At 51.9% G+C, this 14,437-nt stretch carries 12 protein-coding genes; all 12 read right to left on the minus strand.

Annotated features, from left to right (window positions below; translation table 11 throughout):
* Positions 1–111: 111 nt before the first annotated feature.
* Positions 112–1,356: a 2-oxoglutarate dehydrogenase complex dihydrolipoyllysine-residue succinyltransferase gene (gene odhB / locus SBI19_RS23355; protein ID WP_317971934.1), complete on the minus strand. Its 1,245-nt coding sequence runs from the start codon at positions 1,354–1,356 to the stop codon at positions 112–114.
* Between the two features lie 5 nt (positions 1,357–1,361).
* Entirely contained in the window at positions 1,362–4,229 is a 2,868-nt protein-coding gene (locus SBI19_RS23360; RefSeq protein ID WP_317971935.1) for a 2-oxoglutarate dehydrogenase E1 component, read from the minus strand.
* A 286-nt stretch (positions 4,230–4,515) separates the two neighbouring features.
* Positions 4,516–5,544 (minus strand): Gfo/Idh/MocA family protein, encoded by a 1,029-nt coding sequence (locus SBI19_RS23365; protein ID WP_317971936.1) that lies wholly within the window; start codon positions 5,542–5,544, stop codon positions 4,516–4,518.
* On the minus strand, positions 5,541–6,326 hold the full coding sequence (locus SBI19_RS23370) for a sugar phosphate isomerase/epimerase family protein (RefSeq protein ID WP_317971937.1): 786 nt from the start codon (positions 6,324–6,326) through the stop codon (positions 5,541–5,543). Before SBI19_RS23370 ends, SBI19_RS23365 begins: the two co-directional genes overlap by 4 nt.
* 507 nt (positions 6,327–6,833) lie before the next feature.
* Positions 6,834–8,138: a hypothetical protein gene (locus SBI19_RS23375; protein ID WP_317971938.1), complete on the minus strand. Its 1,305-nt coding sequence runs from the start codon at positions 8,136–8,138 to the stop codon at positions 6,834–6,836.
* A gap of 117 nt (positions 8,139–8,255) precedes the next feature.
* Positions 8,256–9,077, minus strand: coding sequence for a DUF2935 domain-containing protein (locus SBI19_RS23380; protein WP_317971939.1), 822 nt, complete (start codon positions 9,075–9,077; stop codon positions 8,256–8,258).
* A 73-nt stretch (positions 9,078–9,150) separates the two neighbouring features.
* Positions 9,151–9,720, minus strand: a complete 570-nt coding sequence (locus tag SBI19_RS23385) for a manganese catalase family protein (protein WP_317971940.1) — start codon at positions 9,718–9,720, stop codon at positions 9,151–9,153.
* Positions 9,721–9,773: 53 nt separating this feature from the next.
* Complete coding sequence (locus SBI19_RS23390; protein WP_317971941.1) at positions 9,774–10,040, minus strand: spore coat protein CotJB; 267 nt, start codon at positions 10,038–10,040, stop codon at positions 9,774–9,776.
* Between the two features lie 7 nt (positions 10,041–10,047).
* Positions 10,048–10,275 carry a spore coat associated protein CotJA gene (locus SBI19_RS23395; RefSeq protein ID WP_317971974.1) on the minus strand — a complete coding sequence of 76 codons (228 nt, stop codon included), beginning with the start codon at positions 10,273–10,275 and terminating at the stop codon, positions 10,048–10,050.
* Between the two features lie 234 nt (positions 10,276–10,509).
* Entirely contained in the window at positions 10,510–11,844 is a 1,335-nt protein-coding gene (locus SBI19_RS23400) for a hemolysin family protein (protein ID WP_317971975.1), read from the minus strand.
* 69 nt (positions 11,845–11,913) lie between these two features.
* Positions 11,914–13,056, minus strand: a complete 1,143-nt coding sequence (gene yfkAB / locus SBI19_RS23405; RefSeq protein ID WP_317971942.1) for a radical SAM/CxCxxxxC motif protein YfkAB — start codon at positions 13,054–13,056, stop codon at positions 11,914–11,916.
* A 253-nt stretch (positions 13,057–13,309) separates the two neighbouring features.
* Positions 13,310–14,410, minus strand: a complete 1,101-nt coding sequence (locus SBI19_RS23410; protein WP_317971943.1) for an HD-GYP domain-containing protein — start codon at positions 14,408–14,410, stop codon at positions 13,310–13,312.
* Positions 14,411–14,437: the final 27 nt, after the last annotated feature.

Consider the following 14,437-nt stretch of genomic DNA (forward strand, 5'->3'; position numbering starts at 1 on the left):
AGTACCGACGCCAGCTTGCAGCCTAGGGCTTTTTTCAATGTCCGAAAAATGGGGTCTTGACCACTACGAGCGGATGGCTTCTTCTATATCACGCAGCTGAAGGTATTAAGCTTAGCCTTCGAGCAGCAGCGTTTCTGGATCTTCGAGCAGTTCTTTCACCTTCACGAGGAAGCTTACAGCGCCTGCGCCATCTACGATGCGGTGGTCGTAGGACAGTGCGATGTACATCATCGGACGGTTCTCCATACGCTCAGCATCGATTGCAACTGGACGGAGCTGGATTTTGTGCATACCGAGAATGCCGACTTGCGGAGCATTCAGGATAGGCGTCGACAGCAAGGAACCGAATACGCCGCCGTTCGTGATCGTGAACGTGCCGCCTTGCAGTTCGGACAGGCTGAGCGAGTTGTTGCGAGCCTTTACCGCAAGATCAACGATGTTGCGTTCGATCTCTGCGAAGCCGAGACGGTCTGCATCGCGTACGACAGGAACGACGAGACCTTCCGGTGCCGATACAGCGATACCGATGTCATAGTAGTGCTTCTCGATAATATCGTCGCCGTCGATTTCTGCGTTGAGCAGCGGGAACGCTTTGAGCGCGCCTACGACAGCTTTGGTAAAGAACGACATAAAGCCGAGGTTGACGTCATGTTTCTCTTTGAACTTGTCCTTACGGCGTTTGCGAACGTCCAGGATCGCCGTCATATCGACTTCGTTGAACGTCGTCAGCATGGCTGCGTTATGTTGTGCTTCTACCAGACGTTTCGCGATCGTCTGACGGCGGCGCGACATGCGCTTGCGCTCTGCTGGCTTGCCAGCTACCGCTGCAGCCGGTGCTGCAGGAGCAGGTGCTGCTGCAGGCGCCGGAGCTGCTGGTTTGTTCGATGCCGATTTCACATCATCGGAGTATACGCGACCGATTGGATCACGCGTTGCGACGGCATTCAGATCGATGCCTTTCTCGCGTGCCAGCTTGCGTGCTGCTGGCGAAGCATTCACTTGCGACGGTTCTGCAACAGCTACTGCTGCTGGCGCGCTAACTGCCGCAGGAGCCGCTGCCGGTGCAGCAGGCGCAGGTGCGCTGGCTGCAGGCGCTGCCGCTGGAGCTGCTGCTGCAGCCGAGCCTGCACCGATTGTACCGATAACTTCACCGATTGCGACCGTATCGCCTTCTTGCTTCAGGATGCTCGTTACAACACCGTCTGCTTCTGCGCCGATCTCGATATTTACTTTATCCGTTTCAAGCTCGAGGAGTACGTCACCTTGACGAACTGTTGCTCCTTCTTGAACGACCCATTTGGAAATCGTTCCTTCTGTGATCGATTCTCCCATTGCTGGTACGATAATATCACTCACTGCTGCTACCTCCCATTGCTATATGTCAAGCTTGGTTTTTGGTCAAACGTTAATGTAATAATTTGCTGCTGCTCGAACGCATGTACATGTTGGAAGCCTGTAGCCGGGCTCGAACGGTCTGGACGGCCGATGTAGCTTACGCTCGCATCTTTCGGAGCTACAGCACGCAGACGAGGTTCCATGTAGAACCAAGCGCCCATGTTTTGCGGCTCTTCTTGTACCCAGATCAGCTGCTTCGCATTCGGATAACGCGCAACGATCGCTTCGATCTCTTGCTGCGGGAATGGATACAACTGCTCGATGCGCACGATGTGCAGCCAGTCGTTATCTTTGTCTTCCGATTTGTCGAGTGCATCTTCCAGATCGATTGCCATCTTGCCTGTGCAGAACACGATGCGCTTCACATGCTCCGGCTTGCCGCCAAGACCTGGCTGCTCGATTACAGTGCGGAACTCCGTTCCTTCTGCGAACTCCGATGCCGACGAAGCGACACGCGGGTTACGAATCAAGCTCTTAGGCGACATCAGGACGAGTGGACGCGCTGCTTCCGTGCCTGCGATTGCTGCTTGACGACGAAGCAGGTGGAAGTACTGCGATGCGCTGGACAAGTAAGCTACCGTCCAGTTCTCTTCACCGGACAACTGCAGGAAGCGTTCCAGACGTGCACTGGAGTGCTCCGGTCCTTGACCTTCGAAGCCGTGCGGCAGCAGCATAATCAGGTTCGATTTCTGCGACCACTTCGAGCGGCCAGCCGAGATGAACTGGTCGATCAGCACTTGCGCCGTATTCGCGAAGTCGCCGAATTGCGCTTCCCAGATCGACATCGTCTCTGGCGAGTATACATTATAGCCATATTCGAAACCAAGTACAGCGGATTCGGACAGCGGACTGTTATGGATAGCGAACGAAGCTTTCGCTTCTGGCAGCTTGTGCAGCGGGCAGAACGTGTCGCCCGTTACTGCATCGTGAAGCACGAGGTTACGGTGCGCGAACGTTGCACGTTCAGCATCTTGACCCGTAATGCGGATTGGTTTGCCTTCTGCCAGAATCGTTGCGAACGCAAGCGTCTCTGCATGGCTCCAATCGATTTTCTCGCCTTCATTGAAGGCTGTTCCACGACGCTCCAGAATACGCTGCAGCTTCGGATATACTTTGAATTCGTTAGGCCATTGCAGCAAGTTCGTATTGATCGTGCGCAGCTGGTCAAGCGAAACGCCTGTTGCGATCTTGCCGATCTGACGAGCAGCGCGAACGTCTGTGTTCTGTTGAACCTGTTCCTTCGTCTCGCTAGCTTTCATTTCGTCATAAGCTGCTTTGAGAATCGCTTGAACATCTTCACGAATGGCGTTGATCTCATCTGCCGTAAGGATGCCGCGTGCTACGAGCTTGTCGCCATAAATATGGCTGACCGATTTGTGCGCTTTAACCTTCGCATAAATCGTTGGCTGCGTTGTTTCCGGATCGTCCGTTTCATTATGGCCGTATCGACGGTAGCCGATCAGGTCGATCAAGAAGTCTTTCTTAAATTTCGAACGGTAGCCCGTAGCGATGCGAGCTGCCAGAATAGCCGCTTCCGGATCGTCGGCATTTACGTGAATAACAGGGATCTCGAAGCCTTTGGCCGGGTCACTCGAATAATGAGTGGAACGGGAGTCTCCGCTTTCCGTCGTAAAGCCGATTTTGTTATTAACGATGACGTGAATCGAACCGCCATTGTTATAACCGCGAAGCTGTCCAATGTTCAGCGTTTCAGTTACGATGCCTTCGCCCGGGAATGCAGCGTCACCGTGCAGCACGATTGCTCCTGCAACGGACTGGTCTTGAACCGGATAACCTGGCTGCGTGCGGTTGTCTTGCGCAGCACGAGTGAAGCCGTGAACGACAGGGTTGACATATTCCAAGTGGCTCGGGTTGTTCGCGAGCGTAATGCGCGTCTGAACCGTCTCGTTCATCTTCAGCTCGTGATTCGCACCCAAGTGATATTTTACGTCGCCGGACCAGCCATAGTTGATCCCCATCGAGCCCTCGGACGGAACCAGGTTGCGGTTCGGCGCATGATGGAACTCCGAGAAGATCTTCGAGTAAGGCTTGCCGAGCACGTGCGCCAATACGTTCAGACGACCGCGGTGCGCCATGCCGAGCAGAATGTTCTTCGCACCGTTGTTAGCAAGCTGCTTGACCAGTTCGTTAACGAGCGGCACTGTTGCTTCATTGCCTTCAACGGAGAAGCGCTTCTGACCGACGAACGTACGGTGCAGGAAGTCTTCGAATGATTCAGCCTCGATCAGGCCGCGAAGCAGCTCCTTACTCTCGCCGCTGGACAGCTTGAAGGAAGGGGCAATTCGCTCAGCTTGTGCGTGCAGCCAGTCCCGTTCCTCCTGCACATGCACATGACTGAACTCATAGGCAATTGTGCCTGTGTATGCATTGCGAAGCATACGAATAGCATCGGCGCCCGTGACGGCCGATGCAGGCGCGTTATACCATACGAGTTCGCCAGGAATGTTGGTAAGGTCAGACTCTTTAAGGTTGTATTTCTCGAGGCTGCTCATGCCGGAATCTGCTGCCGGACCAATGTTCAGCGGATCGATGTTAGCTGCAAGATGGCCGTGCGCGCGAATGTTCGCCACAAGCTTGCCTGCTGCAACCGCTTTCTTAACCAAATTCATACCTATTGTCGTTCCAGCACCTGCCGTGTTGACTTGCGGCGTCTCTGCTGCAGGCGGCTGCCCCCAGCGTTCAAACATTGATCGCGTTTCGGCATCAACAGATGCAGGATCGTTCACATAACGCTCATACTGCTCTTGTGCGTAACCAAGGTTCGGACCATAAAAACCTTCCCAAGAGCGTTCTTTGTTATTGTCCGTCGACATGGATGTTAGACCTCCGTCTAGGATTTTGTAATTCAATATGGAGGAAAATCATATTCATTCCTGAAATCATTATAATATAGCCAGACCATAAGACTGAAATAACACTTTTGTATGATATCAATCTCACATAGAGATGAATCGGCACAAAAGCATAATTTTTTAACAGAACCGTTCGATTTCAGCGATAAACCGTCTTTTTATTGTGAACATAGCCTGCATTGGTTATTCCTTCTTATGTACGTAAAAATAGCTGTACAGGTTTCAATATCCTGCACAGCTATTCCTTTTAAGTTTCGACAGCAACGACTTTGCCGGTCTCCTGCGACTCGAACGCCGCCAAAATGACCTTAAGCGACCTCAGTCCCTCTTCCCCCGAAATCAAAGGCTTCTTATTGTTCAAGATACAGTCGACGAATTGTTCGATGACGAAGCTCGGCAGCTGCCTCTCGTTCGTTGAAATCGCGCCTGCCTCAATATTTTCCGACGCACCGTCGCGCAGTTCGAGTATAACCTGACGATCAGGGTCCGTGCCGATCTTCAGAACGCCATTCTCGCACCATAGAATCGTCGAATTGTCCTCGCCGCGATAATAGGTCCAGCTGGCGACAAGCGTTCCGATGGCACCGCTCTTCATACGCAGAATGCAAGTGGCATTATCGTCGACTGCCGTGTTCTCCTTATGAAGCGTTCCCACGAAAGCTGCGACGTCCGCCACTTCGTCACCAAGCAGCCAGCGGATCAGATCGGCTTTGTGCACACCCAGGTCGCCCATCGCCCCCATGACGGCCTCATCCTTACGGAAAAACCAGCTGTCGCGTCCATCCAGACTCCAGCCTTCCGGTCCCGGGTGACCAAATGAAGTGCGGAACGAGAGTACCCGCCCAAGCCTGCCGGACTCGAGCACTTCCTTCGCTCTCACATGCGGCGGCATAAGTCGCTGATTATGGCCGACCATGAGCAGGACGCCGTTATCTTCAGCCGCTTTAATCATCGCGAGCGCTTCTTGTTCATTCGTTGCCATCGGCTTCTCGACCAGCACATGAGCGCCAGCGTTTGCCGCTGCAATCGATGCATCCGCATGCAGGTGATTCGGCGTACAGACGCTTACCGCATCAACTTCTACTTCAGCCAGCATCGTCCTATAATCATGAAAAGCGCGCGCGCCGAAGCGAGCCGCCTGTTCCTCTGCCCGCTCCAGCCTCGGATCGGCGAAAGCAACGAGCCTCACATTCGGATTGTCCGCATACTCCGGAATATGACGACGAACTGCGATAGCACCGCAGCCAATAACTGCTACTCGAATCGGTTCAGTCATGAAGAAACGCCTACTTTCGTCAGATAATGGTCCTTCAGCCACTGCATACTCGCCTCAATGCTTTCAAAAGGAGGGTTCTGGCATACATCCTGCTCGACGATCAGCCATTCAACACCTGCACGGCTTGCTTCCTCCAACACAGCCGGAAGATTGACCTTGCCTTGGCCTAATTGAAGCGTAATCATCTGTTTCTCTTCACCGAGCGTGAAATCTTTCAAATGCAAAAGCGGCAGTCTTCCAGCATAACGGCGAATATAAGCGAGCGGGTCTTCACCTGCAAATTGCACCCAGCAAACGTCCAGCTCTGATTTTATTTCTTGTTCACTGATTTGGCCGAACAACTGGTCGTACACGCTCATTCCATCCAGCTTCGTCTCAAACTCAAATTCATGATTATGATAGCAAAATTGAAGACCTTGCTTGTTAACTTCCTCTGCCGTTGTTCGGAAATAGTTGATCAGACCGCGCCAGTCTTCCGCACTTTGCCGATCCTCTGGTTCTATATACGAGCAGGGCATATATCTTGCTCCTATTGCTATAGCATATGCAATTTCGCCCTGAAGGTCATTACGGAGTCGCGTAAGTCCGACATGCGTACTGAATGCCTGCAAGCCTAGCTCGTCCAGCCAATCTCGCATTTGCTTCGCAGGTACATCGAAGTAGCCTGCGAATTCTACTCCCTCATAGCCAAGAGCTGCCACTTTGCGAAGCGTCCCCTGAACGTCCTTCTCCATCTCATCCCGCAGCGTATACAATTGTACGCCGATTCCCATTCGCCGCATTACGAACTTCCCTTCTTTCACCGTGATCTAGAGGTACGTTGTGCTTTAACCATTGTCGCCGGGAAAGAATGGAAAAATACGAGGGGCCGCTTCAAAAAGTCATCCCGACTCTCTGAAGCAGCCCCCTATATATGAACGGCCGCTATTCGATTATTCAGCTCATAGAAGCAGCATTCCGGCCTTCGACTCCGCCCAACATATACTTATTGTTCCGCGCATAAGAATCTCCCGGATCCTGTCTATTCTCTCGAACGGTAATCGTTACGAGCCGCTTCGGTCACCCGTTCGCCATTGTAATAATAGTCGTATGCCCGGATAGCGCAAACTATATGGATCGAATAGGACAGGTACGAGATCGAGCCACGGCTGATGATAGGAATGAACTTCATGCGAGCTGCTGTGATTGCATTGATCCGCCCACCAGGTTACAAAACGGTTCGACTCGTCAATACGCTTGACTCCGATGAACCCAGCGTTAAAGGTTCCCGTTCGAAGGAGCTTCACTGCTCATCGTGATCCCGCTCTCCTTCGGAGTTTCGCCGAATGAATTAACAATGGAGCCGCCCTTCTATGGCTGAACGACCATGTCCACTGTTTCTTCACGCTGCTGTCTTTCGCTTCCCGAATTGATTTAACCAGAGAATCAGATGATCGGCTGCGGGAACGTTTACGGATCGATCTCGACTTCTTTCCTTTCTTCGTTATCCTATGATGCGGGAGCATCTTCCTTCGTGGCACATCAAATAGCGTTAGAACTCCCGGTTGAACAGACCTGGTCATCGGTTCAGCCTGGGATTGAATCACTGGCGGCACCTCACCGAACATCCCCCACTCGAAGAACTCGTTACTCAGCTCATAGGGATTCGGATATTCCTGCTCAAGAAAGAGATTGTTGCGATAGAGCATTCGCGTTGAGTCTTGAATCGGTTCTCCGCTCGCGAAAAATTGATAGCTCCAAGGCATCGAATAGGTGCGATCCCATCCTAGCGCATCCAACCGTTCTACATATTGCTTAATCAACGCAGCAAGCACAGGCCTCTTACTTGCGTATTCCGGTTGGCTTGCTTCCTTCTCTTGATCCTCGACGCGGTGATAATGTTTGATGTACAACGTCTCTCCGTTAGCTAAGTAATGACTGCCTCCATTCTGCGTAATGTCCCGCTCATCATAGTTCCAATCCGCAACGTTATAGCCGGCATGCTTCAACACTTGAACGCCATCGAACAATACCGGGACCTGGTTCAGCCATTTTTGCTCCGCTAGAAGTTTCTTCGTCTCATCGTCATATTCCAGGAAACTGTAACGCTCCAGCCGCTGCATCCACCATTGTGCGAAAGCCAATCCCGAAGGCGTGCGGCTGACGCCTACCAACCCCGCATTGTATACGCCGACGCGCGTATCATCAGATTCGGCACCTGTTCGGAGATGCCGAGGGGTTAACAAGATGGAGCACTCCTCCAGCCTTGAACGCAAATCTTGCAGCGGTGCGAGAACCTCCATATCACTGTCGAGCAATACGATCTGATTCTCATTCGGATATCGATTGAACAGATAGTCGATTAGCAGTGCTCTAGAGAAGCTGGATGCTTCCCGTGCGTTGTATTTGAAGATGGCCTGATTGAAATCGCCCAGCCACGTTTGACTTGCAAGAACCACCTCGTCAAAGTGAGGATACATGCTTATATCCTGCATGTTGTAACGTTCCAGCAGACTGACAACGACCTTTACTTCGGGGTTGAATCGTTTGATTGATTGTGCCAGCGCTTTCGCTCGGACCAGGTGACTCCTCGTTACTACAATGCCAATGATCATAGGCTCACCCACTCCTTTGCCTTCATCCTCATCCAGCTTATGTGCGTTTGTCGCGGAGGTATAGGCAATAGAAGCAGTGTGAATGCCTGTTTTGCAGGATACGCAACTAGTGATTCGTCACCCTTCAACTCTCGGCTTTGCCGGATCACAATTCGGAGAAGGCACCAGCCCGACTGCCGCCAGCTTCGTCAAATAATAGCACTCTTCTCTGGCCATATGATCAGGCATAAGCGGCGTAATGGTATCGAGCACCGCGGCTGACAGCTCCAATTCCTCCAGCTCCTGCAGAAACTTGCGGAACAGAGACAACTCCAGATCAATCTCGGCATGAAATCGGCGAAACGCTGGAAAGTCACGAAGTCCGGTGCGCATATAGCCCGCCATTTCTACCGCTTTGAGAAACAGGTCATTAAAATGCTTCTCGAATGACGAATAACGTTCGATTAGCGATCGTTCAACCCGATCCAGCCCCATCACGATGGAGCCTGCATGACCCGAAGCGTCCGGGAGCCAGACCATATCATAATGAAGAGGCTCGTATAAGGGCACCGGTTTACCCTCGAGCAAGGCATGCAGAATACGAACATATTCATCCAGCTCATTCACCATATGGTTGAAAAAAGTCGGCGGAAGGCCCACTGTTACCTTGCCCAACAGCAGCCTCTCCAGCAGTGACAACTTAAATGCCCGAAGCTGCATTGCTGCCGTGTGCGCCTGCCGATTAAGTTCCGCCAGCGTCAAACTGCCGGAAGGATATCGAGCCTGCGACAGCAGCGAATCGAAGCAAGCAATCCAATGCTGCGCTTGCTGCACATCATTCGTTTCCTTCGGAGACAGCGCATTCAGTATAAACCTGCTGTGATCTCCTAGAATTTGCAGCCAGAACCGATGCTCAAACCATGCAGCCGATTGCTCTGCATCCACAGCGGCCTTGTTCATCTTGATCCCTCCCTATGTTCATAACGAGGGCCGCAGAGTACTCTCTGCGGCCCTCGTGAGTTGATTCGCATCATCAAAATATTTTCTTCTGCTCCCGGTCCGCCTTAATGATCTCGACCGCTTCCTTGAAGCGAAGCGCATGCACGATCTCGCGCTCCCGCAGAAACTTCAAGCTATCCTGGAGGTCGACGTCATCGGTCATATCAATCAGCCATTGATACGTCGCTCTTGCCTTCTCTTCGGCAGCAATATCCTCATACAAATCGGCAAGCGGGTCGCCCTTAGCCTGAATGTAGGCAGCCGTCCAAGGCACTCCCGACGAGTTCGCATAGAACAAGGCGTGATCCCGCTGCGCATAATTGTCGCCGAGCCCCGCCGCCTTCAACTGCTCCACAGTGGCGTCCTTCGTCAGCTTATACACCATCGTCGCAATCATCTCAAGGTGGGCGAATTCTTCCGTTCCGATGTCCGTCAGCAGCCCGATGACCTTATCCGGAATCGAGTACCGTTGATTTAAGTAGCGCAGCGCCGCCGCCAGCTCGCCGTCTGCCCCACCGTATTGTTCCAGCAGAAACTTAGCCATCATCGGATCGCATTTGCTGACTCGAACCGGGTACTGCAGCTTTTTATCATAAACCCACATCGTGTACAAAGCCCCCTTTCAAGATCGTGTTCAAAAAATCGGCTCACCGATTGTTATACCTGCCAAGGCCAAGGCGTCTCCACCCACTGCCAAGGAAAACGAGAGTAGCTGTGTCCGAATTGCAGCAATGGCCCATACTGCATCTCGAATTGATATGCCGCCTGCTGCCGTTGCTGGGCAAGCTGGTTGAACTGCTGAAGCGCATGCAAATCATTCGGATGCGTATCCAAATAGAGCGTCAGCTCGACTAGCGCAAAATCAAGCTGCTGAAGCTCCAAGAGCTTCGCATAATATTGTGCATCCAGCTGCTTCTCGCTCATGTGCGGATCACCTTCCTTTACCGGACTTCGACTCGTACGGACTGTACAAGGCAGGCCACAGCGTTCCTTTGCATAATGCTTCCTGCAGCGAGAACTGCGGCAGGTTCATCGGTTGAAACGTGATGTATTGGTTCGGCGGCACAACGTACGTTTTGACAAGAATTGGCGGGCAAGGATCGAACGGACCACGGAACGGCCTCCATTCCCGATAGCCTGCTTGGGAAACGCCTGCCACATAACCCGCTGGATTGGCATTCAAATTCGCTGCGTTCACGACATTGGGGTTGTTGACATTTGAATTCAAGCTCAGGACCTCCTCCTAATAGCCACAGCTGCTCTTTTTCATCGTATGTGCTGGGCGGTATGTCCAATGTCATGGAAGATATGCCCCTGTATGTTGAAAAACAAAAAAAGCAGTGCGGGCATCATTCCCGCACTGCTTGCCAGTCATTGCTTATGGCTCGATCCGTCATTCGATTGTATCCGCACTATCGTTCACGTTCTCATTGTCATTCTTCTTGTAAATCGATACGCGCAAGACGCGAAGCGGCTCGCATTCGGCTACCTCGAACCAGTAGCTGTCGTAATCAACCCGTTTACCGACGACAGGAACGCCCTCCAGCTTCGTAAACAGCCAGCCGCCGATCGAATCGACATCCTCGTCGGTAATGTCAAGGTTGAACATGTCGTTTATATCCTCGATCAGCATCCGGCCTTCAACCGAAGTGATATCCCCTTTGATGACAACGCTCGGCTGCTCGGTATCGAATTCGTCATGAATCTCGCCGACGATCTCTTCCAGAATAAGCTCCGTTGTAAGCATGCCGGCTGTACCGCCATACTCATCGACAACGATGGCAAGCTGTGAATGCTTGCGCTGCATCAGCTTCAGTACGTCGCTAATTTCCATCGATTCCGGCACGCTTAAGATTGGCCGTATGAATCGGCGAATATCGTAGCCGGCTGATTTGTCCGCGGTAAGCAGATCCGTAATGTGCACGAAGCCGATAATCTGATCCTTATCTTCGATCCCTACCGGATAGCGCGTATGCTTCGTCTTATACACCAGCTTGATGACTTCATCATACGATTGATCCGTGAAGACGCAGTCCATATCGGTTCGCGGCAGCATGACTTCACGAGCAAGCCGATCTGAGAATTCAAAAATATTATCGAACAACGTCATCTCGTCCTTGTCAATGACACCGCTCTGCGCACTCTGATCCATCAGAATGCGAATTTCTTCCTCTGTATGTACACCTTCACCTTCACTTGCAGGTTGAACGCCCACCAGCCGAAGCAGTCGATTGGCGGTGCCATTAAGCAGCCAGATCGCAGGCAGGAACAACTTGTGGAACATCATCAGCGGCCAGGACAGCCACAGGGATACGCTCTCCGATTTCTGAATGGCCAGCGACTTCGGCGCAAGTTCGCCAAGAACAATGTGCAGAAACGTAATGACGAGAAATCCGATTGCAACGGAAAGCGTTGAAATAATCGTCTCATCCGTTACGCCGAGCTTGTAGAAAATCGGTTCGACGATCAGCTCCGATATCGCAGGTTCGCCAACCCAGCCAAGTCCAAGCGAGGCCAGCGTAATGCCGAGCTGTGTAGCCGACAAATACGCATCCAGCTTCCGATTGACCTTTATGGCATATCTCGCGCGTGAATGACCTTCATTCGCAAGCTGCGTCAGCCGAGACTGACGCACCTTCACAAGCGCAAATTCTGCGGCAACGAAAAAAGCGTTCAACATGACGAGCAGCAATACGATCAGCAAGTTTGTAATGATCGATCCGGGCATAAATTCCGTATGGTTCAAGCCGGCATTTCTCCTTTACCGCCTTCGTCTCACCGAGACTGGCACTAGCGTTTACTCTATAATTGCCGAACGCTCCAGGAAATTATCATCGCGGTAATACATATCCTTCACGAGCAGGTTCGGCCCGCAGCAGCTGGCAGCCGGGCAATGACAGTCGATCGACTTGGCAAGCGAACCGTTCAACCAGCGACCGAAGACATCGTCCAGACGATCATTCGTAATATTCCCGAATGCCGGCACATCTGAGAAGTCGGTGACGAACACATCTCCCGTGAACAGATTCACGTTCAAGCGATTGCGGCCGTCGGGGTCGTTGCGCACCGTAACATTCGGCTCTGAAGCAAGCCGCGCCAGCAGCTGCCGCTCCTCGGCATTCGTGCTGCAGCGGAAGAATGGCAGGGTGCCGAACAGCATCCACACCGACTTATCGCGCGTATTCAGCAGCTTCTCGATGGCCATCCGCATCTCTTCCCGCGAGAGCATCGGCAAATTTTTCGCGAAGGAGCTCGGATACATCGGATGCACCTCGTGCCGCTTGCAGCCCATCTCGATAATGAGTTGATGGATTTCGTCGATTTTGTGATGCGTACGGAAATTGATCATCGATTCCGCGGACACGAGCACGCCTGCTTCGCTCAAACGTCTTGCATTGTCGATCATGCGCTCGTACATCCGCGCGGCCGTGTCTCGAGAGACTGCGTGGTTCGATCTCGCAAAGCCGACCTGATGGAAGTCATCCGCCGACGTATAGTTGAACGAAATGTGCATGACGTCAAGATAAGGCGCAAGCTGCTCATAGCGCTTATAATCAAGCGTTACATTGGAATTGATCTGCGAACGGATTCCGCGGCTACGTGCATAACGCAACAGCGGCACCATATAATCGCGGACAGTCGCAGCCGAGAACGACGGCTCTCCGCCTGTGATACTGATCGTCTCCAGATGCTCGACTTCGTCCAGTCTGCGAAGCATAAGATCGAGAGGCATTTTGGCAGGCTCCGCCATGACAAGCGTATCGCCCACTGCACAATGCTCGCATCGCATATTGCAAAGATTGGATACCGTCATCTCGACACTCGTCAGCACATGGCGTCCATGCTGCTGAAGCGAACGAATCGGGTCCCACGGATCGTATGTAGGAGACAGCTCTTCTCTGTTGCTATGCATATTGTTTAACGCTAGTATATGATTCATTCTCTACACCTATTTTCACCGATATGAATGATTGCATTATCTTTCATTGTAATATTCGAAGCGTGCCGACGCAAATGTGAATACCTGTATTGCTGTCAATCTTACGATTCGCGGAACGCGAACGCCTCGGTTTCCTCTGCATGCTTACGTACTATACAATATGCTTCAACTTAAGCGAACTAGCTCTGCAAACATGAACAAATCCCGCCGTTAGCGGCGGGATTGCGCTTAAAAAGTCTTGAGCTATATGAGGCTAAACAGCCTCTGTGATCTCATTATTGACGCTAATAATCATGGTAGTCAGCTGCTTGGACAAATCGACTTCATACGGCGAATTCACCATGGAGCCGCCCTCTTCTAATACACGGATTATCGGACGATGCGGACATGCCGCATTGATATCGACGACGACACCGGTCTCGCCGCTGTTCATCTGCACCGTCAAGCCGATCGGATAGATCGCGACCTTATCGCGGAACTGCTGAACCATACGCTGCTCATACAAGGTTCCGCTCCCTGCATACAGAAGCTCGATCGCTTGATGCGGCAGCATCGCCGACCGATAGATACGCTTCGTCGTCATGGCATCGTACGAATCAACCAGCCCGATCCACTTGGCGTACTCGTGAATCTCATTCCCTTTAATGCCTCTAGGGTACCCGCTTCCATCTAATCGCTCATGATGCTGGAAAGCGCAATGCGCTACAAGCAGCGGCATGTTCGGCTCATCTTTCAGCATCCGATAACCGACTTCCGCATGCAGCTTCATCAGCTCGTATTCCTCATTGCTGAGCTTGCCGGGCTTCTTCAAGACATCGGCCGGAATTTGTGATTTTCCGATATCATGCAGGGCAGCGCCCATCCCAAGCACCATGAGATCGTCGCGGTTGTAACCTTCAGCAATGCCGAGCAGCGTCGTATAGACGCATACGTTAAGCGAATGCTGGTACAAATAATGGTCCACCGAATTTAAGTTCATCAACATAATCATCGCATCTTCATGCGCGGTCAGATCATCGATGACCATGTTCATCATGTTGTAATAGGATTTCGATATATAAGGGTATGTTACGCCTCGTCTGCCGTTCGGACGATCCATCATCTGACGGAACGACTGCCGAATCTCCTTCAAGGCATTGCGAATCGTATCTTCGCTTATGATATCGGGAATGACTGTATCCTCAAGGCGTGGATCTTTTATATAGATGTATGAAATTCCGCAGTCCGTCAACCGTCTGATCATGCGAGCGTCTAACTCCACATTTTCAGCAAGGAGAATAAGCCCTTCCTCGGAAAATATTTTTTTGGCCAGCCGCATCCCCGGTCTAGCCATTGATATGGGCATTAAACGCATTTCCTTATCCCGCCCCGCAACTGGTGT

This window comes from Paenibacillus sp. CCS19, assembly GCF_033239625.1.
Taxonomy (GTDB): domain Bacteria; phylum Bacillota; class Bacilli; order Paenibacillales; family Paenibacillaceae; genus Paenibacillus_T.